Annotated in this window: 20 protein-coding genes; 14 read left to right on the top strand and 6 right to left on the bottom strand. The window is 56.3% G+C overall.

Annotated elements, in window-relative coordinates; genetic code table 11:
* The first annotated feature begins 361 nt into the window (after window positions 1–361).
* From QD461_RS26350 to QD461_RS26315, 8 genes are all read left to right on the top strand, one after another.
* Entirely contained in the window at window positions 362–2,215 is a 1,854-nt protein-coding gene (locus tag QD461_RS26350) for an ABC transporter permease (protein WP_414090294.1), read from the top strand.
* Window positions 2,215–3,348, top strand: a complete 1,134-nt coding sequence (locus tag QD461_RS26345) for an ABC transporter ATP-binding protein (protein ID WP_414090293.1) — start codon at window positions 2,215–2,217, stop codon at window positions 3,346–3,348. Before QD461_RS26350 ends, QD461_RS26345 begins: the two co-directional genes overlap by 1 nt.
* Before the next feature lie 40 nt (window positions 3,349–3,388).
* Entirely contained in the window at window positions 3,389–4,516 is a 1,128-nt protein-coding gene (locus QD461_RS26340) for an ABC transporter substrate-binding protein (RefSeq protein WP_414090292.1), read from the top strand.
* A gap of 43 nt (window positions 4,517–4,559) precedes the next feature.
* Window positions 4,560–5,684 (top strand): ABC transporter substrate-binding protein, encoded by a 1,125-nt coding sequence (locus QD461_RS26335; RefSeq protein ID WP_414090291.1) that lies wholly within the window; start codon window positions 4,560–4,562, stop codon window positions 5,682–5,684.
* A gap of 62 nt (window positions 5,685–5,746) precedes the next feature.
* Window positions 5,747–6,631 carry an inositol monophosphatase family protein gene (locus QD461_RS26330; RefSeq protein ID WP_414090290.1) on the top strand — a complete coding sequence of 295 codons (885 nt, stop codon included), beginning with the start codon at window positions 5,747–5,749 and terminating at the stop codon, window positions 6,629–6,631.
* 99 nt (window positions 6,632–6,730) lie between these two features.
* Entirely contained in the window at window positions 6,731–7,351 is a 621-nt protein-coding gene (locus QD461_RS26325; protein ID WP_414090289.1) for a dual specificity protein phosphatase family protein, read from the top strand.
* On the top strand, window positions 7,338–7,688 hold the full coding sequence (locus tag QD461_RS26320; protein WP_414090288.1) for a MurR/RpiR family transcriptional regulator: 351 nt from the start codon (window positions 7,338–7,340) through the stop codon (window positions 7,686–7,688). The genes QD461_RS26325 and QD461_RS26320 overlap by 14 nt, the downstream gene beginning before the upstream one ends.
* A 230-nt stretch (window positions 7,689–7,918) precedes the next feature.
* Window positions 7,919–8,452 (top strand): NUDIX hydrolase, encoded by a 534-nt coding sequence (locus QD461_RS26315; protein ID WP_414090287.1) that lies wholly within the window; start codon window positions 7,919–7,921, stop codon window positions 8,450–8,452.
* A 209-nt stretch (window positions 8,453–8,661) separates the two neighbouring features.
* Here QD461_RS26315 and QD461_RS26310 read toward each other — a convergent pair whose 3' ends face one another.
* The 3 genes from QD461_RS26310 to QD461_RS26300 all read right to left on the bottom strand — a co-directional run bounded on the left by QD461_RS26310 (window position 8,662) and on the right by QD461_RS26300 (window position 13,246).
* On the bottom strand, window positions 8,662–9,756 hold the full coding sequence (locus QD461_RS26310; RefSeq protein WP_414090286.1) for a porin: 1,095 nt from the start codon (window positions 9,754–9,756) through the stop codon (window positions 8,662–8,664).
* 986 nt (window positions 9,757–10,742) lie between these two features.
* Complete coding sequence (locus tag QD461_RS26305; RefSeq protein ID WP_414090285.1) at window positions 10,743–11,597, bottom strand: 5'-nucleotidase, lipoprotein e(P4) family; 855 nt, start codon at window positions 11,595–11,597, stop codon at window positions 10,743–10,745.
* 653 nt (window positions 11,598–12,250) lie between these two features.
* On the bottom strand, window positions 12,251–13,246 hold the full coding sequence (locus tag QD461_RS26300; protein ID WP_414090305.1) for a LacI family DNA-binding transcriptional regulator: 996 nt from the start codon (window positions 13,244–13,246) through the stop codon (window positions 12,251–12,253).
* A 196-nt stretch (window positions 13,247–13,442) separates the two neighbouring features.
* Here QD461_RS26300 and QD461_RS26295 point away from each other — a divergent pair, with 196 nt between their 5' ends.
* Genes QD461_RS26295 through QD461_RS26275 form a run of 5 tightly spaced genes read left to right on the top strand, consistent with a single transcriptional unit; the run spans window position 13,443 to window position 19,662 of the window.
* Window positions 13,443–14,690: an ABC transporter substrate-binding protein gene (locus tag QD461_RS26295; RefSeq protein WP_414090284.1), complete on the top strand. Its 1,248-nt coding sequence runs from the start codon at window positions 13,443–13,445 to the stop codon at window positions 14,688–14,690.
* A 58-nt stretch (window positions 14,691–14,748) separates the two neighbouring features.
* On the top strand, window positions 14,749–15,705 hold the full coding sequence (locus QD461_RS26290; RefSeq protein WP_414090283.1) for a carbohydrate ABC transporter permease: 957 nt from the start codon (window positions 14,749–14,751) through the stop codon (window positions 15,703–15,705).
* Complete coding sequence (locus QD461_RS26285; protein WP_414090282.1) at window positions 15,705–16,574, top strand: carbohydrate ABC transporter permease; 870 nt, start codon at window positions 15,705–15,707, stop codon at window positions 16,572–16,574. The genes QD461_RS26290 and QD461_RS26285 overlap by 1 nt, the downstream gene beginning before the upstream one ends.
* A 28-nt stretch (window positions 16,575–16,602) precedes the next feature.
* A complete protein-coding gene (locus QD461_RS26280; protein ID WP_414090281.1) occupies window positions 16,603–18,546 on the top strand; it encodes a glycoside hydrolase family 127 protein in 1,944 nt (647 codons plus the stop codon).
* Window positions 18,547–18,555: 9 nt separating this feature from the next.
* On the top strand, window positions 18,556–19,662 hold the full coding sequence (locus QD461_RS26275) for an ABC transporter ATP-binding protein (RefSeq protein WP_414090280.1): 1,107 nt from the start codon (window positions 18,556–18,558) through the stop codon (window positions 19,660–19,662).
* Window positions 19,663–20,147: 485 nt separating this feature from the next.
* On the opposite strand, the gene QD461_RS26270 is transcribed toward QD461_RS26275, so the two are convergent.
* From QD461_RS26270 to QD461_RS26260, 3 genes are all read right to left on the bottom strand, one after another.
* Window positions 20,148–20,846: a hypothetical protein gene (locus QD461_RS26270; RefSeq protein WP_414090279.1), complete on the bottom strand. Its 699-nt coding sequence runs from the start codon at window positions 20,844–20,846 to the stop codon at window positions 20,148–20,150.
* Between the two features lie 173 nt (window positions 20,847–21,019).
* A complete protein-coding gene (locus QD461_RS26265; RefSeq protein WP_414090278.1) occupies window positions 21,020–21,835 on the bottom strand; it encodes a hypothetical protein in 816 nt (271 codons plus the stop codon).
* Window positions 21,832–24,357, bottom strand: a complete 2,526-nt coding sequence (locus QD461_RS26260) for a hypothetical protein (protein WP_414090277.1) — start codon at window positions 24,355–24,357, stop codon at window positions 21,832–21,834. Before QD461_RS26260 ends, QD461_RS26265 begins: the two co-directional genes overlap by 4 nt.
* An 893-nt stretch (window positions 24,358–25,250) precedes the next feature.
* On the opposite strand from QD461_RS26260, the gene QD461_RS26255 reads away from it, so the two are divergent.
* The gene (locus QD461_RS26255) at window positions 25,251–26,195 is read left to right on the top strand and encodes a substrate-binding domain-containing protein (RefSeq protein WP_414090276.1); all 945 of its coding nucleotides are present in this window, start codon (window positions 25,251–25,253) and stop codon (window positions 26,193–26,195) included.
* The last annotated feature ends 56 nt before the right edge of the window (window positions 26,196–26,251 follow it).

Genomic DNA, 26,251 nt, shown 5'->3' with positions numbered 1-26,251 from the left:
TGGATGCAATGCTGTTCGAAAAACCGGATGCATTGACAAAAAAGAGATAATAAAAACAATATATTATGATATTGATCGCGCGTGCATTTTGTCGTTGACAAAACTGCCGTTTCGATGAATCATGAATTCCAGAAAGAGGAAAAATGGAATGATTATTCCATTGCTCTTGCTGATGGTAGATGCCGGGAGGAGCCGTCCGTTTGCCAGCACGCCGGGCTGTGAAGGCCTGTCGATGGAGGACTAGTTTTCTTTCTCGCGCTTAATGCGCCAGGGCTGCCTGCTTGGCGGATGCTCCGCCGTGACTGATTTTGCCCGGTTCAAGCACGTCAAGCGCAGAAATGAAGCTCGATTGGGAGGTACGATGGCTCATCTAAGCGATACGGTGAAGGCGCAAGCGCCCGGCGAAAGGAGCGCTGCAAGGCCATCCGGGTGGCAGGCATGGAGGTATCGGCTCAAGGTCGCAATGCGCGAGCCAACGACACTGATCGGTATCATGACGGCGCTGCTCTTTACCTACCTAATCGTCGTCCCCATCATCTCGATCATTTTCGACGCCGTTCGTGTTCAGTTTGGCCACGAGCGACGGCTCGGCAAAGAGGTGGGGGCTTTCACCTTCTACTATCTTGATCGGACATTCTTCTCGCCGGTGGCAACCGACCTCTTCTGGCACCCGCTTCTCAACACGTTGACCGTTGCGTTGGGCGCAATCATTCTTTCTTTAGCGATTGGCACGATCCTGGCCTGGTTGATCAGCCGCACAGACATGTTCGGGCGTCGGTGGTTCGCAACCGCCCTGATCGTTCCCTACATGCTGCCGGCCTGGACCTTTGCGCTTGCCTGGACAACCCTTTTCAAGAACCGCACGATCGGTGGACAACCGGGCTGGTTAGAGGCGATGGGAATGACACCGCCCGACTGGGTCGCTTATGGTCGTTTCCCGATCACAATCATCCTTGCTTTGCACTATACGCCGTTCGTGATCCTGCTTTTCGGGTCGGCGCTCCGCCGCTTCGATTCCCAGCTTGAAGATTCCGCCCGTATCCTTGGCGCCCGGCGTCATCAGGTTGCCCTGCAAGTGATCCTGCCCTTGATGCGGCCGGCGCTCCTGTCGTCGATGGTCCTGATATTCGCAAAGTGCCTTGGCGAATTCGGCGTTCCTTACGTGCTGGGTCTGCCTGTGAACTTCGACGTGCTGTCGACGTCGTTGTTTCGCAGCATCGCATCTCGCCAGACGGGGGTTGCCGGCGTCGTTGCGGCCTCGATCATGGTGATCGGTATCATCACCTTGATAATTGACGCACGGCTGGTACGCGAAGCCCGCCGTTTCGTCACCATCGGTTCGAAGGGCTCGATGAACCGTCAGAACCGCCTGGGCAACATGCGCCTCCCGGCCACGGGCTTTGCAGCGGCGATCTTCCTGCTCAGTGTCGGATTGCCATTGCTGACGCTCGCTTTGTCGACCGTCATGAGAATTCCTGCCCAGTTCACGCTTGACAACTTCACGTTCGATTACTGGATCGGCACGCATCTCGATACGGTCGCGCTGCAGACAGGCATCCTCTTGAGCCCCGATCTTTGGGCGGCGGCCGGCAACACGTTGATGATCGTCGGCCTTGCGTCCTTGACATCGGGAATTCTCGGTCTTTTTGTCGGTTATGTCGTCATCCGCACACCGGTGCGTTCGCTGTCGGTCTATCTCCGTCAGGTGACGTTTCTACCCTATCTCGTGCCGGGTATCGCGTTCGCGGCCGCTTACCTCTCACTGTTTGCCGTTCCGCGTGGGCCTATACCGGCGCTCTACGGCACCGTGACGATCCTTGTGCTCGCCCTCATCGCTGATCAGATGCCCTATGCTTCCCGCGCTGGAATTTCCGCGATGACGCAGCTCGGCAAGGATCCGGAAGAGGCTGCCCAGATCGCTGGGGCAGGGTGGTTGCGCCGCATGATCTCGATTGTGATCCCCATCCAGAAAGGCTCCCTGGTGGCCGGCGTACTTCTGCCCTTCATTGCCGGGATCAAGGGCCTCAGCCTGTTCGCGATCCTCGCCGTCCCGAGCACCGACGTGCTGACCACCTATTCCTTGAGGCTGGTCGATTATCGCTACACCCAGGCGGCCAATGCCGTGGTCCTGATCATCGCCGGCATTGCCTATTTCGGTACGCTGATGGCCCAGAAGCTAACCCGCACAAATCTCGCAGAAGGACTTGGAAGCTGATGCCTACGATCAACCTGCGCGGTGCGCAAAAGAATTATGGTGTGAATTCGGCAAACGCGGTCTCCGACCTCGATCTGGAAATTCGCGACGGTGAATTCATGTGCCTTCTCGGCCCTTCGGGCTGCGGGAAGACGACAACGTTGAGGATGATCGCCGGGTTGGAAAATCTGTCCGGTGGTGAAATTCGCGTCGGAGACAGGTTGATCGATTCCGTCGTCGAAGGCGTTTTCGTTCCACCCGAAAAGCGCGAGATGGGTCTCGTCTTCCAAAGCTACGCGCTCTGGCCTCATCTGACGATCGAGCGCAACACCGATTTCGGTCTGCGGCTGCGCAAGTTGCCGAAAGCGGAACGGGAGGCACGCGTCGAGCGCGTGATGCAAGCGCTCGATATCGCCAAGTACCGTGATCGCTACCCCTCCCAGCTTTCCGGCGGCCAACAGCAACGCGTCGCGCTCGCACGAATGCTCGCCGTCAATCCAGGTGTATTGCTTCTCGATGAGCCCCTGTCCAACCTCGATGCCCGACTTCGGCTGGAAATGCGCGCCGAACTCAAGCGGCTGCACAAGGAGTTCAAGACGACAATCGTCTTCGTCACCCATGATCAATGGGAAGCAATGACGCTCGCGACCACGATTGCTGTCCTGAACGAGGGCACGCTCCAGCAGATGGGCACGCCCAACGATATCTACGACCGTCCGGCCAATCGCTTCGTTGCCGAGTTCGTAGGCAGCCCGCCGATCAACATCCTGACATTCAGACAGCCCGGAATTTCCGATATCGCCGACGAGGCTGAACGGTACTTCTCGTTCCGATTCCCGGCTCTTTCCGGCATCGGCTCGGTCGGCATACGGCCCGAGGCGATGGGCTACGTGTTGAAGCTCGAGGATGTGCCTCAGGGTGACTTCTTCAGCGAGATGACAGTCACCGGTGTTCTGCCGACCGGCGGCAGCTGGATTCTCGAATTGCGCAGCGCAAAACACACCCTGTTTTTGACCACCCACGCTCTGCCGCGGCTCGATGGCTGCGAACGCGTGTTCTTTCATGCGCCGCCCGAGGCGCTGCATGTCTTCGACTTGCATGGAGAGAGAATTTTGGAGGCCGACAGAGTGTTGAGGGCGGAAATCTACAACTGAAGACCACGACGAAGGCGACGTATTCTGACGGAGGAGCAGTATGAGGCGGACTTTGATCGACGGCGTGAGCCGTCTGCTTTGCGCGACCGCGGTTGCGGCCACATTCGGTGGGGCGGTACGGGCCGACGAGCCTTTCGATCTCGAGGGATTGATTGCCGCCGCGAGGAAAGAAAAACCGATCACGGTGTATGACAGCACCGGCAAGATCGTGGAGATGGCAAAGAACTTCGCCAAGAAGTACGGCCTATCCGCGGAAGGCTCCAAGGTCAAAGTGTCCGAACAGATCGAGATGATCATCCGCGAGGCGCGCGCTAACAACGTCCAGGGCGACGTTTCGATCGTCAGCGATGCGCCCGCCGCCGTAGCCCAGCTGATCCCGCAGGGTTTTGCCGAAAGCTGGCTTCCACCGGATCTCTCAGCCAAGATCCCGTCCGAATATCAGGATCCTTTGACGGTCGTCACGAGCGCCAACGTCTGGGCCTATAACACCCAGATCTTCGCCAAGTGCCCCGTCAGTAATATCTGGGAACTGACTGAGCCGAAGTGGAAGGGCAGGGTCGCGATGCAGGATCCGCTCGGAAAGGCGTCCTACGTCGACTGGTTCAATCAGATGGCCAAGCATGGCGACGACAAGGTCGCGCAGGCCTACAAGGAATATTTCGGCAAGGATCTAAATACGAAGGAAGACAGTGCGACTGCCGCATGGGTCAAGGCAATCGCGGCAAACGGCCCCCTCTTGACGGATGCGGATGCGGCTGCAGCGGAAGCTGTCGGTGCGCCTGGTCAGTCCGAACCCTTCATGGGTCTCATCAGCTCGGCCAAATTCCGTGACAACGCCGACAAGGGGATGAAACTCGGTCTCTGCAAGGGCCTGAAGCCCTGGCCCGGCTGGCTCTACCCTGGTGTTGGCCTTATTACAAAGGGAACAGATAGCCCGAACGCCGCCAAGCTTTTCGTGCACTACATCATGACAGAGGAAGGCATCGCTCCCCAGGCGATCGACGGCAAGATGTCGACAAACAAGGACGTCCGCCTTCCGGCAGACGAACCATCCGGTATTGGCAAAGTTCTCGATCAGCTTCTGCCCTACGCGATGACGACCAGCCTCGACGACTGGGATACCCGCGAGACGTGGCAGGACTTTTGGCGCATGAACTACAAAAAGTGAAACGTAGAGACGGGAGCCTTGATGCCATTCCTGGGAGGGAACAATGAACAGAAACGCAGTTTTTTTCGCAGCGTTGGCAACTGCAACCATCGGATCTCTGGCCTTGGTTGCGCCGGCTGTCGCCGATGATGACGCCAGTCTTGACGCACTCGTTAATGCGGCCAAGAGCGAGAGGCCGATCACCGTCTATGACAGCACCGGCAAGATCGTCGAGGTGGCCAAGAATTTCAGCGCCAAATACGGCCTGAAAGCCACCGGGATGAAAGTTTCAGCCAACAGCCAGCTCGAGATGATCATCCGCGAGACCCAGTCGAACAACGTCCAGGGCGATGTCGTCCTGATCACTGACGCTCCGGCTGCGTTGGCGCAGCTTCTGCCGGACAAATTCGTCAAGAACTACCTGCCTGCTGACATGATCACGAAGATTCCGAAGCAGTTTCAGAATCCTCTAGCGATTTCCACCAACGCGAACGTCTGGGCCTATAACACCGAGGCCTACCACAAGTGTCCTATCGCCAATATCTGGGAGCTGACAGAGCCGAAGTGGAAGGGCAAGGTCGCTATCATCGACCCGCTAACGAAGGGCAATTATACCGATTGGTTCAATCAGCTCGAGGCCCATGGCAGCGATGCGCTCGCTGCCGCTTACAAGGCACATTTCGGCAAGTCGCTTGAGACAAACGAAAAGAGCGCTGCGGCCGCCTGGATCAAGGCACTGGCGCAAAATGCTCCCTTGGCGACCGACAGCGACGACCGCATTTCTGAGGCCGTTGGAGCACCGGGGCAGAAGGAGCCGTTTATCGGGCTTTTAAGCTCGGCCAAATTCCGAGACAACAAGGACAAGGGTTATAAGCTCGGCATTTGCACGACCCTCGACCCTTGGGTCGGATGGAACTACATCAAGCTTGGCCTGATCGCGACGAAGTCACAGAGCCCAAATACGGCGAAGCTCTTCATTCATTACATCCTGACTGAAGAGGGTATAGCGCCTCAGATGAAGGACGGCAAATTGCCGACCAATATCGAGATCAAGATGCCCGAAGACGAACCTTCCGGTTTGATGAAGGTTGCTGAGAAACTGGAGGCCTATGACTCTTCGACCGGTCTTGATGACTTCAACCGGCGCGAAGAATGGCAGGATTTCTGGCGCGTGAATTACTCGAAATAAACCACGTCCAATGCGCTTAAGCGCCAGGTCCCATTCCTTGAAACGACAGACTGGACATGTCCATGCAAAGCTCCACCCACCGCAAACGTGAGCATCAGACCGACGAGCTGATCCTGAGCTCTCGCCGACTGATGGATATCGCAAGAGGCGCGGCGCTTGCCGTTCGCGAACCGCTGCTCGCTGCCTTTCGATCCAATATTGCGGTCGATTACAAGGTCGATCTTCACGATGTCGTCACCATTCATGATAAACAGGCCGAGCAAACCATCCGTGCCTTCATCCTCGACCATCAGCCCAATTCGGCCATCATGGGTGAGGAAGGCGGACAGACAGGAAGCGGCAGCATTCAGTGGTATGTCGATCCGATCGACGGGACGGCGAATTTCGCCCGCGGGCTTGCATTCTGGTGCGTGTCCATCGCTGCGGTGATCGAGGGAAAGGTGGTTGCCGGTGCGATCTACGACCCGGTCACCGGAATGATGTTCAGTGCAGACGTCTCGACTTCCAGCTTGAACGACATGCCTATTCGATCGAGATCTGTCGAGAACGAGGTACACGCGACGCTCATCACCAGCTATCCGGTGGCGCGGGATTTCCGCCGCGACGGGCGCGAGATCGCACTCGCCAACATGGGCGAACTGGTCGACACCTTTTCCACACTGCGCCGTCCCGGAAGCGCGGCTCTGAGCATCGCGCATGTCGCTGCAGGTTGGGTGGATGCAACTGCCGGATTTGGTGTCAACGCATGGGATGTCGCCGCGGCGACGCTGATCCTCAAGAACGCCGGTGGGCGATATGAGCCGCTCACTCTTGGCAAGGTTCCAGAAGGGGCGACTGATTTCCTTTGTCCCGGATACATCGCAACAGGCGAGGGCGCTCACTATCCCACCCTGGAACGGGTAGCACGATCCATCAGCGAAGCCAGAAAAGCAAAGGTAGCTGCTTAACAGGATTACTGACAGCGACGCACTAGCCCAGGCGGGAGTTGTCAACGATCAAAGTTTGAGTGGCACGTGCCTGACCGATTGTCGCCTCGGAGAAAACTTATGCAAAAATCTAAAATCGCGATTGAACAACAAGATCGGGATCTGCCCAAACTCAGTCTCATCTATGAAGCGCATCCGCATTATGGGGTTGATATCTTCATTTCTGGAAAGGAAGGGGCGAGTAATCTAGGGCTTTTGCGCCGAAACGACATTACGACCGTGGTCAATTGCGCAGTCAATCTCGACTTCAATTTTGTCCAGCAAGACAAGATCGTTTCCGATCACGAGGGAAGCATCTATGGGCCGGGCGAGATCCGCTACTACAAGATCGGGCTGATAGATGGCGTCGGCAATCCGGAAACACAGATGGTGGCCGCGCATTACATCCTGCGCGCCGCACTCGAACAGATCTTACCAAACAAACCATCCTATCCGTGTCGCGACCGGGGCAGCATTCTCGTCAATTGCCGCGGTGGACGTTCTCGATCCGTCGCGGTCGTCTCCCTATTCCTGCATCTTACGTTGCTGGATGAATTTCCAACACTGGATGATGCGATCGATTTCGTTCGGCGAAAGCGCGCGTTGCCTGTCGGCGAATACTACAAGGCGCCGAAACCGGTTCTCGCCGAGGCGGCGCGCCGTGCAGCCGAGTGGATCAGGATGATCGATGCGGCTCAATGACCCCACTTATTATCGCGAGTGTCGGCCGCAATTTGCCGATGGGTGCATCATGAAACGTCAAACATCGAACAGCAGACCAAGGGATTTGGGCGACCTTAAGAAGTTGATCGCAGCGCGTGCAATCGTTTTCACCCGCCAATCAGAGCGCGTCGCGCGCCTGGCGATTGAGAAGCCGGAAGTGTTCGCCTTCGGCACGCTTCAGTCGATCGCCGCAGAATGTTGCGTAGGACCGACAACAGTGGCAAGGGCGGCCAAAATGGCAGGTTTCGAAAGCTTCGCAGATTTCAAGGATTTGGTTCGAGAACATTTCAAAGCAACGCCGCCGCGGCGATCTTGAGCGCCTTCGAATTTTATTCCCAAATGTTCGCATTTGGATTTGATAGCGCCGCCGCGTGTTCGTCTCTATTCGAGAGAAAAAGTTCCCGTACTCGCCTTAGGTCCCAAGCTAATATGGAAGGCTCATTTATATGATGACAGCTTCGCGTCCCTCTGTTTGCAGTCCAGTGGCGCGACCGCGACGTCAGGATCTGGCGTCGGGTATCGCCCCGGTCGCGCATCCAATCATGGATGGGCATGGCGTCCTCATCGAAAGCAGGTTGGGTGATGTCGATTGAGAAGAGCAAACACTGCAAGACAGCAAAATTGTTACCGACCGAGAAACAATATGCTGCTCTATGTTTCAGGTACGTTGCCGGCTCAGAAGATCCTGTCCAGCTATTGTTGATTACAAGTCGCGATACCGGGCGTTGGGTTGTCCCAAAAGGTTGGGGCGACGCGGAGAGTAAGCCATGTGAGACGGCTCAGCGTGAGGCTTGGGAAGAGGCGGGGGTTGTTGGTCGAGTCCGCAAGAAGCCTTTTGGGTACTATACCCACACCGAAAAGCTTAGCGACGAACACAGTGTAATGGTCGTGGTTCAGGTACACCTACTTCACGTGCTCGACGTCAAAGGAGATTTTCCTGAGAAAGGGCAACGAACATTGCGGTGGTTTTCTCCAACAGCGGCAGCGTCTGCCGTACTGGAGCCGGACCTGAAGTATCTCATTGGGAGACTTCCCGGGGTTGCTATGCAGTTACTAACTTTAACGCCGAGTGTCTGGTAGTGCCACCGGAAGAGCGCACACTCAGCGATCAAAATCCGCCATGTTCGTGCAAACAGTCATGCTGCAATGAGTGGCACTTGCTCTCAACGAAAGACCCGGCAGGGAAACCGGGTCTTCGTTTTTGATCGGAGATCAGCCGGTTAATGAACGAAGCCCGACGGATTGGAGTGTCAGGCCTCGTTGCCCGGCAATTGCCAGATAAGCGATGATTAGAAGCTGCGTTGGAAGCGCAGGATACCGGCCCACTGATCCTGGTTCACAGAATCGAAGTTGGTATAGGTGACTTCCGGCTCGACGAGAAAGCCCTTGACCGGGGTGAACTTGAGGTTCGTGGTTGCTTCGAAGATCTTCGAGTCGGTGTAGGCGAGCTGAACGTTCCACTTCAGCTTTTCATTGATCGGAACGCCAACGCCGCCCCAGACTGCCCAATCGCCCCAGCCGCAGAGATCGCCGTGGCCAGCCGGGCAAGCAGATGCGTTCAGGTTCGAGCCAGCATACTGGTTCAGTTTGCTACCGTCCGTGTTGTAGCCGCCCATCAAAAAGGCCGTGAAGGCGCCGAAGTCAGCGTCGATACGAGCCTTGACTGCACCTTCTTCGACGATCGAGTCATAACCGCCGACGACCTTGAAGCCGAAGCCGCTAGCCTTGTAGCCAACACCAGCAACGAGGTTTGGAGCGTAATGGTCGGCCTTCGACTGAACCCAAGCGCCGCCATAGGTCGTCGTATCGGCACCGGAGTTGCTGTCCTCGAGCGAGACGACAGCCGTAAAGCCGTTGCCTGCATCGTAGTTGTAGGTCAACTGGTTCAGTTCGTACGGACCGTCATAGATCACGTCATCGTTCATGACGTCGCCGGCGTAGCCTGTGAACAAGTTGTATTGCGAGTCCTTTTTGCCAACCGTGAAGCCGCCGAGGCTGATGTTTGCCCAGACCAGTTTTGGGGTGGTAGCGCCGCCATCCTGCCAGTCCCACCGATAGATAGTGTTGGTCTTCAGCGGACCGTATTCGGTATCATTCGCGGTCTCGACACTCAACTGAGCGCGGGTGTGCCACAGCGTGCCATAGTTGCCGCCCGGTCCTGGATTGTAGGCGTTGTACCATTTTCCTTCGGTACGAACCAATCCGCCGACCTTGAGGCAAGTTTCGGTACCCGGGATGAAGAAGTAGCCCGCACCGTATGCGTCACAGATGCGAACGTATTCCAGCGGCTCCGGTTCTGCAGCAACGATCGCGTCGGCTGCATGCGCGCTAGAGACCACACCTAATACCGCAGCTGAACTTAACAGTAATTTTGTAAACTTCACGTGAAATTACTCCCTCATAAGGCAGGTATGATCGGATCAATCCCGCCAACAATGTAACTTGAATAGCTTCAAGCTATAGAACGCTGACAAGAGTGCTGCGATTGTGCAAATGGTGAATTGAATTCAATCGTTATACAAATATCTTTATTCCCAGGTGGCTGCGATCAGCACACACATACACCTCTGTGCGATGCAGGATTGCCACGTTCGCTAACAAAGTGTTACTCGAATATGACACAAAATCAATTTGCAGAGATGCATGTTATGGAGAAGTCGCGCGTGGTAAATTTTGATCTCGCTTTAATAGCGAATCCCTTGCGGTCTGCTGGTCGTGGATTAGACTACTTTGTAGTCAGCTCCTGGAAATCATACTTGTAACATCAGTTGATCGTGAATGCGGAATAGATAACCGAGCTTGCGGCAACTACATTCAATAAGACTTTTACAACAAGGGAGACGAGACTGGGCAGCTATCGACCGGACGGCAGCCAGCAAAGCCGTATTGCGGCGTTCTCTTCCACTTATGATTTGCATCCGGGCCGCGTATGCGTCGTTGGTGTTCAGCAATCCGGGTGATCCGAAGGCAATGTCATGTCTCTGCTCGGCGGTATGACCTTGATGCGGAACTCGAGCGTGTCCTGTCCGAACATATAGCCGACGAAACGCGGCACGAAATTTCGCCGCAGCTCAATCCGGTGGAGCAGTCGCAATAATATATTTCGAGTTGCTGAAATACAAGGTGGGCGATCATCCTCCGGCCGCCCCGATGGGGTCTGGCGAGTTCGACGGCAACGTAATGCCCCCCGTCGCCGATCAGCTTGCCTTCGGCAAGAATCACGGTCGCAGATGCTGGTGGATGAAGGTTAGGTGAAGCTGAAACTCAAGAAGAGCTGAATGGGAGCGACCGCGGCCTCTCAGTTTGAGGAAGCGTTGATACCCTCTGTCGGGTCGCGACAGGGGGTATTGCACCTCCGCGAGTTCAGCCGTCACTTCCCATCCCAAGGCTTCAGGGCATCCTGCTTCATCTTGCGCTGCTCTTCCGGCGGCAGCTTGTAATCGGCCTTGTAGGGCGCACTTTCGAAGGAGCCGTAGGTTGGGTTGGCGATGGCGATCCAGTCGTGGCCGAAATGGGCCGCATTGGCTTCAAATGCCGTTTGCCGTTCCTCGACCGTGCCTTTGTAGTCGTCGGTGAAGTCGCCGAAATTGTCGCCGAACATCAAAAGGATGCGATAGTTCTTGGCGATGAAGGCGCGCCGTGTGCCCTTGGCGGCCCCCCAGTCCGGCTGTTCCTTGACACTCAGGAACGTATCGACATTGTCGCCCATCGGAAAGCCAAACCGCTTCAACTCCTCGACGGTCGGCTTTTCCTCATCGATAATGCGGTTGCTGACGTAGAAGACTTTCACGCCCTTCGAAGCGGCATATTGGGTGAATTCCACAGCGCCTGGGATCGGCTTGCCCTGCTGGGCATTTACAAACCGCGTCCAGGTTTCCGGCCTGAAGCTGATGCCTGTCTTGATGTTGTGCGCCTGGTAAGGTGAGGTGTTGAGAATGGTGTCGTCGACATCGAGAATGACGGCCGGCGGAAAGTCCTGGAAATTGCCGGTTTGCTCGACGGGAGCGGCTGTCCAGTTCTTGTCGGCCAAGGCTTCATCGATGCGGATGCGGCCGAGCGCATAGGCGCCAAGCGCATTGGCCTGGGCTTCGACCGAGGTCTGATCCCAGAGAACGGCGTTGAGGTTGTCGTCAGGCATGGCGGCCGGCAGGTCCGCTGCAAATACCGGCAGGGCCGAGGCAACACCGAGCATCAAAGTCAGGTGTCCAAAATATCTTTTTTGCACTTCTCTCTCCTCCATGAAATTCCCGAGAATCAATCGCGACGTCAACGATTTGAAGCAGGCGTCGAAGTCCTGACCCGGATCAGCACAGCTTGTGTGCGAGTAGAATGTGTCAAGTACTCCCTCGTAGGGCAGGCATGACCGTATCAATCCTGCACAACAATGTAACTTGATTAGCTTCAAGCTATAGAAGGCTGACAAAAGCGCCGTGAATGCACAAATGTTGAATTGAATTCTATCGCTACTCAAATGGCGTTATTCGCTGGTGACTGCAGCCAATACACATATACAGCTATAAATGATGCATGATTGCCACATTCATTTATCAGGTGTTACTGTAATGTAACGCAAGCCCCATTTGCCGACGGCCGGCTCGACGTTTCATGATGTGCGCGACGAATCAACCCAGCTTTGCGTCTCGTCATGACCCGTCCTGATATTCGAACTATCGACCCTATCAAGATGTTAGATCCAGCTCGAGGGTAGTGCGAGATTGCGATTGGAGTCAAAATCTCGCAAAACTCAATATGCTCTGGAACATCGGTTGCAGGTCCTCCCTTATACAAAGTAACGCGACCAAGCTGAGCGGTCTACGAACCAGATGCCGCCGTCTGTCTTCCGAGCGATTTGCCGGGATGGCACGTCCGACGGCCCGGTCAGTCAGGCGTTCCACCGCAGGACTGGCGGACAACCAATCGGCATGGCAAGCGGGTAATTCCTGCAGGAACAGCTTCGCCTTTTGTCAGGCTGAGAATAGCAAGACCCGCTTGATGGCCGATCTCTTTCAGCTCCATATCTATCGTTGTCAGTGGCGGCCTGGTTTGTCGGGAGATGACCTCCCAGTTGTCGAAGCCGACGACTGCGATATCTTTGGGAGCGGCCAGGTCCTTATCGCGCAGTGCGTCTATCACGCCACGGGCAATTTCATCGTTTCCGCAAAAGATGGCGTCGGGTCTTTTTTCCCCGCGTGAAAGTATCTGCTCGATGGCTTCGTGGCCCCATTCTTCCGACCAGTCGCCATAGAAAACCTCAGCGTCAGGGCCGACGCAGTCGCGATAGGCTTTTGCGCGGATGCGCACGGCAAGATAATCCTCCGGCCCAGTTATGTGGAGAATGCGCGAACGGCCCAGAGCCTTGAGATGTTCCACGGCAAGACGCGCGCCTTGAGCATCGTCAGGAAAGAAGCTGATGCTGTCCGCCGGTCCCTCGGCGAAGGCGTAGACGACAGGAATCGAGAGCTTTGCAAGTTCCGGCGGCGGTTCCAGATCAAGCCGCGTTGCCGTAAAGATGATGCCGTCCACCTGTCGGTCCAGCAGCGTCTCCAGATGCAGACGTGCAAGGCGCGGGTCATTGTTGGTGGCGCACAGGAAGACCGACAAGCCGTGATCGACTAGCACCTCGGAAACGCCGGCGGCCATCGGAAGTGTCAGCCTGCCATAGGTATCGTTCGTCAGCATGCCAATGGCGTGACTACGTTTGGTCAAGAGCCCACGCGCAAGCGCATTCGGCCTGAACCCGATCTCTTCGGCCACACGTTTAACGCGCTCTACCGTTTCTGCATTCGTTCGTCCGGTGCCGTTTAATGCGTTTGAAGCGGTCGAAATGCTGACGCCCGCTGCCTTGGCAAGGTCCCGAATAGTCTGTCGGCGCATGGTTCTCTTGGCTCGAATCGGTTCGTTTGAAATCTGCGGATAAAACCTTTTATCAGAAATAACCGTGATGTTAAAAGGTTTTATCAGATTCCCCTCGAAAACATGCATACAGACTGTCGACATCGAAAAAAATGTCGACTAACGTTTCGATCACGCCATCTGGAGGCTGTTGGCGACAAGGAAAAGGGGAACTTCCATGTTCAAGTTAAAGTTGACGATTTCTGCGATCGCGCTGATGGCAAGCGCCACACTCGCCAATGCGGCCGAAATCACCTTGTGGGTGCGCACCTCTTCGGGTGCGGTGCTCCAGGGACTGGCCGACAAGTACAATGCGACCCATTCCGACAAGGTGAACGTCACCCAGATTACCGCAGAACAGATGGTGCCGAAACTTGGTGCCGCTATTGCCGGCGATGCCGCGCCGGATGGTGCCGTCCTCGATCTGATCTATCTTCCGACCTTTGCAGCTGCCGATGGCCTTGAGGACATCACCGATTTCGTCAAGGGGCTGCCGTATGCAGCGGCTCTTAGCCCATCGCATATCCGCCTCGCGACCTATGGCGGTAAGATCTATGGCGTTCCTGCGCTCCCGGATGCCTCGATCATCGCATACAACACCAATCTCTTCTCCAAGGCCGGCCTTGACGCCAACAAGGCGCCTGCTTCGCTCGAAGAGATAGCTGCGGACGCAAAGAAGATCACCGCTCTTGGCAACGATATTCATGGCTTCTACTTCGTCGCCAATTCCGGCAGCTGGCTCATCTATGACTTTCTCCCGCACCTTTGGGCGGCTGGGGCGGATGTCCTGAGTGAAGATGGACGCTCCGCAACCGTCGATACAACGGCGTTGCGCGAAACCATTGCCGCCTATCGCGACATGGCGAAGGCTGACGCGATCCACCCAACGTCCAGATCGGGCAATGGCAATAACGCGGTGGAGGCCTTTGCGTCCGGCAAGGTCGGTATCCTGATGACCGGCTCCTATATCGTTAATCTGCTGACGAGCAAGTATCCGGACGTCAAGTTCAACGTAGCACCTATTCCCGGCCCGAAGGGCGGTGCGTCAAGCTTTGCTGGCGGCGACGCGCTGGCGTTGATGAAAGGGATCAGTGGCGAGAAGAAAAAAGTCGCCCTCGACTTCGTCAACTTCTACATGCAACCCGAGCAACAGGTCTATATTACCCAGGAATCGGGCATGCCTTCGCGGACTGATCTGGCAAACGAGGCATATGCCAAGTTCGACAAGCGCAACCTTGTTGCCTATGACGTGCTGACCAAGGCACGCACACCCTATACGTTCTCTTCAGACGAGCTTTTCGTGAGCCGTACCGGCCCTTTCCTGAACCTGATCCAGGGAACCATCTTCGGTGAAGATGTCGACGGCACGATCGCCAAGACCCAGGCGGACTTTACCCGCATCCTCGAGAGAACCAACCCAAACTAAGTCTTTTTTGCCTCACTCATGACGAAGCGCTGTCGCATGGCGCTTCGTTTCCCATCCCATGCTCATCGATCAACAAAAAAGGAGCAGTGCCGTGAGCTTGTCGCTGCGTTGCGGCAGGAAGCCTGCCGTCATGCATGGCGAGCCCGAGCCAAAAGGCTGGCTCGGTCTTGCTTTCATCTTGCCGGGTTTCCTGTTCATTGTTTTGCTCTTCCTTGTGCCGCTTTTGATGACGGTGTGGATGAGCTTCTATAACTGGCCACTTCTCGGCCGGGCGAAATTCATCGGGCTTGCCAACTATGTCGAGCTGTTTGACGATACCCAGCTTTGGCATTCTCTTGGCTTTACCTTGCTCTATACCGTTTTGGTAACGGCAGCGATTTTCCTTGTTGCTTTTCCGCTGGCGTTGCTTGTTGACCGGCCATTGCGAATTGCAGGCTTCTTCCGGACCATCTACTTCATGCCTGTCGTCATCGGCTTTGGTGCTGCCGCGACATTGTGGATGTGGCTGCTCAACCCTGACAACGGCGTCTTTGCCCAGGTGTTACGTGCCATTGGCCTGATTGATAGTGCACCGCGGCCGCTTGAAAGTTTCTGGTCGGCGCTAGCTGTCATTATCCTCATGGTGGTCTGGAAGACATCCGGCTTTACGATGATCATTCTGCTGACCGGTCTGCAGGGCATTTCGACCGATGTGATCGAAGCAGCGAAGATCGACGGGGCAGGCCTTTGGAGCCGCTTCCGTCGAATCACCCTGCCATTGATGCGCAATTCTGTGGTGCTGGCCCTAGTTCTCAATGTCACATCGTCGATGCTTGCCTTCGACCAGTTCTTCATCATCACGCAGGGCGGACCGTCCAACGGCACGATCTCTGCGGTATTTTCGATCTACCTCGCATCCTTCTCGTCCTATCGGCTCGGCTATGGTTCGGCGATTTCTCTGGCGCTGCTCGTCGTTCTGGTCGCAATCAGTACGGTTCAGTTCGTCTTTCTGCGACAACGCCCGGAGGAAGGCTGATGGAGCGCCTGAATTTCAAAACCCAGCCGAAGCCGGCAAGCGAGCAGCTGGGCTATCTCGCCTTTATCCTGCTCGCCCTTGTCTTCGCACTATTCTTCGTGATGCCGATCGTCTGGTCGTTCGCCAACTCGTTCAAGCCCGCGGCGGAGGCGCTTGCCAACCCGGCTGCGCTATTCTCGAAAGCCTTTTCGCTGGAGAACTATCGCCGCCTCGAGCACGTCGGCGCCGGATGGTATGTCTATGCCGGAAACTCGGTGATGATCGCAGCAGGCACGGTGTTGCTGACGGTTCTGGTATCCATTCCCGCGGGTTATGGCTTCTCGAAATTTCGTTTCCCGGGGCAGGGGCTGCTCTTCGTGCTGATCATGGCGACGATGATGATCCCGTTTCAGTCGATCCTGACACCGCTCTTTCTGATTTTGAAGGCGGTTCGCCTGCAGAACAATCTCTTTGGCCTGGTGCTGATCTATGTGACGTTCCAGCTCCCATTCTCAGTCTTTATGATGCGCAATGCCTTCGACGCGGTGCCCAAGGCTCTCATCGAGGCGGCGCGTATAGACGGCGCATCGCAGGCGACCATTCTGCGGCGGATCATGCTGCCGATTGCCCTTCCCGGTGTTGCAACCGTCGCGATGTTTGCCTTCCTAAATTCCTGGAACGAGTTCCTGGCCGCGCTGATCTTTCTCTCCGATCAGAACAAGTTCACCTTGCCGATCATGCTGGTCAACGTTTCCTCCGGCATTTACGGCATCATCGATTGGGGCGCCCTGCAGGCCGGCATCGCCGTGACAATGGTTCCCTGCATCGCTCTATTTCTTCTCTTGCAACGCTACTACGTGCGCGGTCTGACGGCCGGCGCCGTGAAATGACTGCGGCTTCGCCGCTCAAGGAGTTTCCATGTCTTCGTCCATCCCCAATCAGTCCAATCAGGCGCCGGACATGAAGCGCTATGTCCCAGCCGATCATTCACGCGTCAGTTTCGACGGCGGCTTCTGGGAAAGCTGGACCAAAACCGTGCGCGACGTCACCATCCCAACGCAGCACAAGCGGCTGCAGGAGGAAGGCTTTCTGGAGGTGCTCGACTTCGACAAGCCCGCTGGACCACTTGCCCGGCCGATCCAGCCAAGCGGGCTTTCGATGCAGCACTTCTTCGATTCCGATTTTGGCAAATGGATCGAGGCCGCAAGCTACACCCTAAAGGCACATCCCAACCCTGATATTGAAGCCAAGATCGAAGCCATCGTCGAGAAGCTCGAACACGGTCAGATGGCAGACGGCTACTTGAACAGCTGGTTCATTCGCCGCGAGCCGGACAAGCGTTGGACAAACCTTCGCGACTTGCATGAAATGTACTCCATGGGGCATCTTCTGGAAGGGGCCGTCGCCTATTTCGAAGCAACGGGCAAGCGGCGCTTCCTCGATGTCATGATCCGCGCTGTCGACCATATTATCGATACGTTCGGACGCGAGCCGGGCAAATTGCGCGGCTATGACGCGCATGAAGAGATCGAGCTGGCGCTGGTCAAGCTCTATCGCGTCACGAAGGATCCTCGGCATCTGGCGCTTGCGACCTATTTCGTTGATCAAAGAGGACAGATGCCCTCCTATTACGACGAGGAGGCGATCAAGCGCGGCGAGCGGCCCGAAGACTACGTTTATCAGACCTATGCGTACAGTCAGGCGCATATGCCGGTGCGCGAACAGGAACAGGTTGTCGGCCATGCGGTCCGCGCCATGTATCTTTTTTCCGCAATGGCGGACCTTGCCCATGAAAACAACGATCCGGGCCTGAAGGCTGCCTGCGACAAGCTCTTCGATAATCTGACCAGCAGACAGCTTTATGTGACCGGTGGTCTCGGGCCTTCGGCGTCCAACGAAGGGTTTACCAGGGAATTCGACCTGCCGAACGAAACGGCCTATGCAGAGACCTGCGCTGCGGTTGCTCTCGGGTTCTGGAGCCACCGCATGGCTCAAACCGATCTTGACCGCAAGTTTACCGATAAACTCGAGACGGTTCTCTTCAACGGCGCGCTGTCGGGTATCGCGCGCGACGGCGAGCACTATTTCTACGAAAACGTGCTCGAAAGCCATGGCCAGCACCGCCGCTGGAAGTGGCACTACTGCCCATGCTGCCCAACGAATATTGCCCGTTTCATCACCTCGCTCGGGCAATACTTCTATTCGACGAAACCGGGGGAGCTCGCAGTGCATCTTTATGGGGCGAACGTAGCGGAGCTTTCGTTCGGTGACCGCTTATTGCGACTGCGCCAGGATACGAACTACCCCTGGGATGGCGACATCAGGCTCCAGGTCTCGATCGACCAGCCCAGTCGATTCATCTTGCGTCTGCGCATTCCGGCGTGGTGCCGCGAAGCTTCGGTGTCGGTCAATGGCGAGGTGATCGCTTTGGATGCCTGCACCGTGAAAGGCTACGCAGCGCTTGATCGGGAATGGCGCAATGGCGATGAAGTGCGTATCGCTCTGTCGATGCCAGTGGATCGGCTCTATGCCCATCCTGCCGTCTCGGAGGATGGCGGCCGAGTCGCACTGCAGCGAGGACCGGTTGTCTATTGTGTGGAAGAGACGGACATTGGTCGCGAACCGCAGCGGCTTCGTTTACCCGCCTCCGCAGAACTCGTTGTCCGCTACGATGGGGCGCTGCTCGGTGGCGCTGCCGTCCTGGAAGGAATGGCGCTTGAGGCCGATGCAGCGGATTGGGTGAATGCGCTTTATCGGACCTCGCCGCCGGCGCTGAAGGCGAGAACCTTCCGGGCGATCCCCTACCATCTTTGGGCCAATCGCGAAGTCGGAGCGATGGCAATCTGGCTGCAGGAGGCTTAGGAGCGGATCATGGCACGATTGGAGCTTAAAAACCTCGTCAAATCCTACGGTATCTATGAAGCAGTACGTGGCATCAATCTGGAAATCGAAGATAATGAATTCGTGGTTTTCGTCGGACCTTCCGGCTGCGGGAAGTCGACGACTCTGCGCATGATCGCGGGTCTGGAGCATATTACCGCCGGTGAGATCGTCATCGGCGATCAGGTCGTCAACCGGCTTGGCCCCGGCAAACGCGATATCGCCATGGTATTCCAGAACTATGCGCTTTATCCGCACATGACCGTCAGGGAGAATATTTCCTTCTGCCTCGAGCAGCAGAAGCTTGCCAAGGGCGAAATCGAGACCCGTATCCAGCGTGCGGCCGAAACGCTGCATATCCGCGAACTCCTGGACCGTCGACCCGGTCAACTCTCCGGCGGACAGCGCCAGCGTGTCGCGATGGGTCGCGCTATCGTGCGAAACCCGAAGGTCTTCCTCTTCGATGAGCCGCTTTCCAACCTCGACGCGAAATTGCGCGTTCAGATGCGCACCGAAATCAAGCGCCTGCATCAACTCCTGCCGACGACGACGGTCTATGTCACGCATGATCAGGTCGAAGCCATGACAATGGCTGATCGTGTCGTCGTGATGAATGGCGGCGTGATTGAGCAGGCGGGGCCCCCGCAGGAACTCTATCATCGTCCAGTCAGCCAATTTGTTGCTGGTTTCATCGGCTCGCCCGCGATGAACTTCCTTCCGGCGCAATTGGCGTCGAGGGGCGGGGGGCTTGCGGTCGTTCTGGAAGATGGTACTTCGCTAGCCGTCCCAGACGCGCGCGTCAACGAATACGCCCGTCATGCCGGAAAGTCGGTTGTGTTCGGCATAAGGCCGGAAGCGATCTGCGACCGTCAACAGCGTACGGGCTTCGAAGATGTTACCGCGAAGATTGATCTGGTAGAGCCACTTGGCCCGGAAACCATGGTCTACTTTTCCATCGGTGATGCCAACCTGTGCGCCTGCATCGATCCGGAGTGCAGGCCCAAACCACAGACGACGATGCCACTGTCGTTCAACATGAACCAGATGCATGTATTCGATGCGGGGACAGGAGCGGCTTTGTCTGTTGCAAAAGTGTAAGCAGATGCCTGTTGTCGCACTGGTTTATAGCGAAGGCGATCCGGTTATACCGGAATCAACCAATTCGGTGCTGAAGCACATCTATGGCAACCTTTACAGGCGGGACGAGTTTCAGTGATAACCGCTTGGAGCCGCTGTAACGCCACGACCGATGAGCCATATACGGATCACTGTGTGACTCCGTCTACGATGGCCTTCGTCTTTGTGCGATTTAGAATGAGGTCGTGGACGGTTCGCGAAAAGGATGATCCACGCGACATTGGGTGGGCTTTGTAGAACACGGTAAGTTCGTCTAGTCCTCACCCGAGAAAACTGGGTGTGCCCAAGGCCACATCGCAACTCGCCACGGTATGAGCGCGGATGGCTGCAATTCCAAACTGGGCACGCTCTGTCCGCTCGCCAATCGGGGAGTGCGATATGAACTCGATCGCTTTTCCGGCGCAGCGTATCGTAATGCGCGGCTTTAGTTCTGCAAAGCTATCCGGCTAGAGGCTTGGAAAGCTCTCGGCCTTCAATGGCGCTTCATCTGGTAATCGAACGCTTGCCGCTGCCGAAAACAGCTGCCGAAGTTCGGCGACCGTCGGCATTCCATCCCCGCGACGTCTTGGGAAGCTTGCGCGTGCGCGTAAAAGGACCTTCAGCAGCCAGCCTTTTCGAACGACGAACCAATAGCGGTAGAGGGCAACCAACGCAGTTCGCAGGGCTTCATCTCGAGTTGCGCCGCGAAGCGCGATAAGGTCGTCGCAAAAGAACAGAAAGTCTTCCGTTCCCGCAATCCCCTTTTGCAGCACCGTGCGATCCTCTTTCGGTGTGGCAATTGCTTTGAGGCAGCGCTCCTTGTCCTCGAATGCGATGGAAAGCTGCTCGACATCGATGCCCTCAATCCAAAACCCATCCACCATCTGCAGGAAATAGCGCATATCGCCACCTTCAAAGGTCAGATCGAGTGCGAGCACTCTCCCGAACCAATACGGATCAGCGTTCTCCATCGTCGCCCTGTTCCCGAGCGTTCTTTCCAGGAAGAGATCTGGGAGGATGAGGGGATAGTATTCTCGGAAGTATGTTTGGACCTCTTTCAGTTCCAGAATATGCCGGGCCACTTTCAGCAGCTCCGCGTCATAGGCCAGCACGCCGGACAGGTAGCCGATCTCCAGGATACTGACGCCGTGCAGCAGTTCATCCAAATGTCGCCGCGCGCGGATCTCGCTCTTGTCGTCAACGCTTTTCGTACGATAGTCGCGCAGAAGTTCGGAACGCTTTCGCGCGCTTAGGTCTCTCAGTATTCCGTTCTGCTCTAGCCGCCGTTGAATTTTGTAGCGGCTCATGACCTGTTCGAGGTTCTCCTGCTTCGCATTGCTCATAATAGTTGCCCTACATCGGTCACAGGTCTCATGAAATCAACGGGGACCGGCTTGCAACAGCCGCGGTGACCGACTTTGCCATAGGCCGACGTCGCAGCATCGAATTCAGAGAAAGCGTTGGCGAAGACCACCCGGTCGTCGGCAGCATGGGCAACGAAAGCTGCCATCGCCGCGCTGCGCTTCCCCAGATTGGCTGATCGCCTCTGCAGGTCCTTGAGATAGTCGGAATCAGGCTTGAGGTCTTCAAGAGCCGGGCTCTTCCGAACACCAAGCGCCGCGATAGTCCCCGCGGCGCGAGCAAATCCGCCGGCGAGCGCAGCTATCTTCAGTATGATTGCACCCTTGTGAGCAGGCGCGAACAAGGCCAGGCATACGTCCTCGGCCCAAATCTTCCCGCCATAGGCTGCGGTCACCGCAACGTCTCGGACGAGGGCGCCTCCAAGGGAGTGGCCAACCAGGAGTATCCTCTTATATCTGAAGTCATTGCCGCGCGGTGGTCGGCCAATCGCCTTTGATTCAGAGGTCGCTGATACGAAGGTGTCGATCGCGGGAAGGAGCACAGATGTACTATAGGCCGCAGCCAGAAGACTGTCGTAGCCCAGGAAGAGCAGGTCGGCGTTCGCAAATGCCGGGTCAGTCGTTGCCAGCAAAGGAAAGTCGCCCCAGGTCGTCACCGCTCTGCCGCCATACCCGTGAACGAAGATCACGCATCTATCGGCTTCGCCGCGCGCCCAATACACGCAACTTTCGGCGCTGAGGTATGAACCCAGCCAGCTCGCGGGTTCGGGAAGTTTATGGAACTGTTTACTCATCGTTTTTCATCGAAAGGTTCGAGTTGATAGGGATACCAGCCGACGTGGTTGGGGGGTGGAACAGCGAACAGGCGCTCGCCGCAGAACTCGCCGAGACGCCGATAGGCTTCCCATTGCTCCTCGTCGAAGAACTGGTCGCCCGTCGTTTGTTGAGGAAAATTCCTCCCGCCGGGCATCGCTCGATAGGCAAGGAGCTCCGGCGGTTCGGTAAATGTGAGCCGCGGTTTAATCAGCAAAAGAACTCCGGGATCGCTATCGGGATAGGTGATTTTGGCCAGAGTTGCGATAGGGCCACCGGGATTTTGGATATCTCCGTTCCGCGCAACCTCCTTGAAGGTCCCTATGACACCGATGAGTGGCGAAGAAGGACCGAGTGTCTCCGCTAGGGCTTCATCGGAAAGAAAGGTGATCTCGGCTCCAAGATCAATCCGCGCCCTCTGCAGCAATCGGACGACATCAACCATGTCGTAGTTTGGGTCTGCCCCATTGTCACAAGCGATGATGACCCTCACCCTTCGCTGCAACAGCGCATAAATCCCGGTATTCTCGAAGTGGCCACCGTCCGTCAGATACCAGCGGTCGCGGCGCGTGCCGTCGAATGCTCCCCTGAGCTCGAGAAAAAGGTAGTTCTGCACGGTGTCTTTGAAATTACGCCATAAGAAGTCTCTGTTGTTCTCGGCCCTTCTGGATCTCCACCAATAGCCGAGACGAACGTTCGCCATTGTCGCCAGGATCGATGTCCCGAGCGAGGTTCCAGATCCAATAGCAGCCGAAACCGCGGCACCCGAAATAGCGATCCAATTCGCAAGAGGCAGCTCTTCTCCATCCTCAATGCTAGCGGCTTCGAATGTTCCGGGATGGTCGCCCTCGAAGACGATGCCGCCTGGCGAAAGCTGCATCGGCTTGCCCTTCCGGTCTCTCGCGACGAGGTTGGAAGTCCCTGCTATCGTTTCAGCTATTGTAACATTGATGATGTGTAGCGGTCCCCCATGTTCAATCATGCCCTGGTAGTAGTCCTTGACCCTAATCGAATCTTCAGGATCGTCCTGGCGCACGTTTGTAAATGGTCGGCCATAGCTGGACGCCCCGAGATAGGCGCGACGAAGGCGTGCCGCATAGAAGTGCGAAAGCGAAGACAGGTTGATGAACGAGAAGCAGAGCGACTGAATGATATTGACGGCAATCAATATCAGCCCGAGCACCAGAACTGACCCTCTCAAAGGGCTTTCCGGCTCGAATGGATAGTGTGACACGGCACTCCATAGGATGAGCCAGAGAGCGACGACCGACGAGCCGGCAATAACCAGCAAGGCAGGAAGCGGATCAGAAAGCTTCGTTCCGACTGCCTTCGCTGCCTCCTCGGCCTTCTCCCTCTTCAACTTCTGTCGGGCGATGAAACTCAGCATAGGAGGGGCGGCGGCAACCGCGATTGGCCATGCTTCTTTCATGAGAAGGTAGATGGAGCCGAAGGACCAGTCGAATGGTGGCGGCGAGAGATAGAGGTGCACCAACTGGGACTGGAGTGCGCCACCCATCAGGTCGAGCAGCACGAGGCCGGCCAAAGTCAGAAAGAGGATAAGGCTCGTCGCCATCCAGTTGCTAAGCTTCGTGCGGACGATGTCCTCCGTCATGATCAATGGCTGTATATCATCGCTATCGCTGGCAGATGATTTGGATTCCAGCTTTCCATACCTTAGCTCTGCAACAAGGTATGCGACCAACGCCACCCCCATGAACGCCGCAAAGTGGAGTTCGAGATAACGAAGTGGTGATGGCGCGGACTGGAGATATTCCCGCAGTATGAGGCAAAAGGCGACGGCGAAAGCCCAAAGGAACAGGTTCGTGCCAATGCGCTTGGGTCTCGATTTGGGAATGCGATCGCGCCTCGTGAGCCAATAGGCCGAGCCAAAGCCGAACACGAATACCAGGGACAGCCAGGACAGAAGCGCAAGGCTGGGGCTAATTGCGGGAGTTGATTCGAACCACCAATTGTCGACGGCTCTGACAAACCAGAATGCCATTAGGACGGTGAGCCCGATGACCGTCTGGACCGCTGTCCAATTCCTGATCACGATTGCCCCGGCGTAGAAGGCGTCGCTGGTTCCCGCAGGTGTGAGATATCGACCGGAATCTCGAAGTCGTCGAACGGCTTCCAGTCCGAGGCCGCTTTGCATCGGGCGAGTGTTGTCAAAGTCGGGGCGCTGCTCGTCGCGAGGCGTCCCAGGTCCCCTTAGACTTTGGGGGACAAACAGCGCACCGAAGAAGCCCCCGATATAGCTGCCTCCCGAGACCGTGGACAGGTAATCGATATGCTTGGTCAGCCCGACCTTACTCAGAGATTGCAAGACCCCTAGGCAGAAAGTGGCGCTACGAATGCCGCCACCCGAAAGGGCGAGCCCAATGGTTGGTCCGGTTCCGTGCGGCTCGAAAGTTTCTCTCCGTCTGGCGATGAGTGCCGCCTCGGCAGAGAGGAGTTTTGCATATCCCTGTTTGCTCGACGCAGACTTCATTTGGGACATCATGTATGGATCTCCGCGCTCTTTGTTGCTGCGAATTCGACGCGAGATTGATGCACATGCTACCTAAAAGCGCAAGATTGTGACGGAAGTAAACATCAGCCATTTTGCAGAACACGACAACAAGTACTGAATGTAAAATTGTCCTCGGACCGTGGGCGTCTGGCACGCTTATGTTCGACTTGCGGGTCAGGCGCGAGTTAAACTGTAAAACGTGAGCGATAAGGCGACATCACATATTCGATTTTCAATATGAATTTTGGCTCTGCTTGTTGGTTTGCGATGAGAACCTGGCTCTACCTCAGAATTTCTGCTGCTATGGACGCTGCTCTGCCTGATTCATTGGAAGATCAGCTTATGCGGCGTCGCCCTAGCGCGCCAGCCTTACCCCCGACGCGCTACTGCGGACGAAGTAGAGATTGTCGCGGACGACGCTCAAATTCGGCTGCGATCGCGTCTTCTTCCGGGAGGTTGTCCGGACTGACGCCAGCAAGGCGGGAGGGTTCACAGTCGATATGTGCGGTGACCCGCTGATCTGCCCTGAAGTAGCCGGCGAGTAGAGTAGCCGATCATGGCGCGTCGGTTTTGGTGTGATGCCGTCCTGTGCGGCAGGCGTATTTTCCGCCAGAAGTTCGGTGAACGCGTGTGGGCTCGCTACACGCGGGGGCACCTGACGGCTTGAGACAATCGTCCATCACCTTGGTTTGCCATTCGTTGGTAGGCCGGCCGCGCCCTTTTTTCGTCGAACACGGAGCAAGAATCTTTCGGCAACAATACCGTTGTAAATTTTAAAATACATATGTAAATTGGATATTGGGGATGTCGTCGGGGACGGGGAGTTCACCGCACATTGCTTGGGATGTAGGCGAGGAGGTTTGCCTACAATTGAGGAGGTAATTATGAGAAGACTCGCGATACTCATGGCTTGCGCCGCGTTGGCATTGCCGATAGCAGTCAAGGCGCAGGAAGCAGCAGGAACCACCAAAAAAGACACATATCGATTTGTCATCGTTCCAAAGGTTGTCCATCCTTGGTTCGATAAGGTGAATAATGGCGCACAGGCAGCTGCCGCTGCGCTCAAGGCGCAAACGGGCGCTAACATCGAGGTGACATACTCGGCGCCTCAGGCGGCAGACGTTGTCCAGCAAAATCAGATTCTCGACAGTGCGCTCGCGACCCATCCTGATGGTCTGGCAGTTGATCTTCTTGATCCATCGGGAAATCGGGCATCCTTGGAGGAAGCGCAGTCCCAGAAAATCCCTTTGGTTCTGTTTGACTCCGTGCCACCGGAAGGCATGAAAATTACCTACATAGGATCCGATTTTTGCGAACAAGCCAAAATCGCCGCACGCCGTCTAGTCGACGTTCTGGGCGGGCAGGGCGAGGTCGCCATCATGATGGGCGTGCCCACGGCGCCAAACCATGCCATCCGCGCCGATTGCCATCGAAAGGTGTTCGCTGAGCATCCCGGCATCAAGGTCGTTGCCGAAGGCATCGATAACGATAGCATCGAAACAGCACAGCAGCAGGCCGCTTCAATCATGCAGGCCCACCCCAACCTGAAGGGCTGGGTTGCTTCGGACGCGTCGGGACCTACGGGAATCGGGCAAGCAATCCTCGAAGCTGGTAAGCAAGGAAAAGTTGTCCTTGTCGGTCTCGATAACATGCCCGAAATGCTCGACATGATCAGAAAAGGCATTGCCGATAGCTCTTCCGCCTCGCAGCCGGAGCTCCAAGGCTACTGGTCTGTCATGATGCTCTGGGCTCAAGCTACTGGCGCTCCTGTTCCTGGCTATGTTGACACTGGAAACGCGTTTTTGACCAAGGCGAATGTCGGCGGCTAACGCTCCCACACTTGTATCGCTGGGCGCGGGCAACTGCCCGCGCTCTTGAAAACACC

Origin of the sequence: Rhizobium sp. BR 314 (genome assembly GCF_047445805.1) — a bacterium.
Lineage (GTDB): Bacteria > Pseudomonadota > Alphaproteobacteria > Rhizobiales > Rhizobiaceae > Rhizobium > Rhizobium lusitanum_B.
This window is presented reverse-complemented; position numbering and strand designations above follow the sequence as displayed.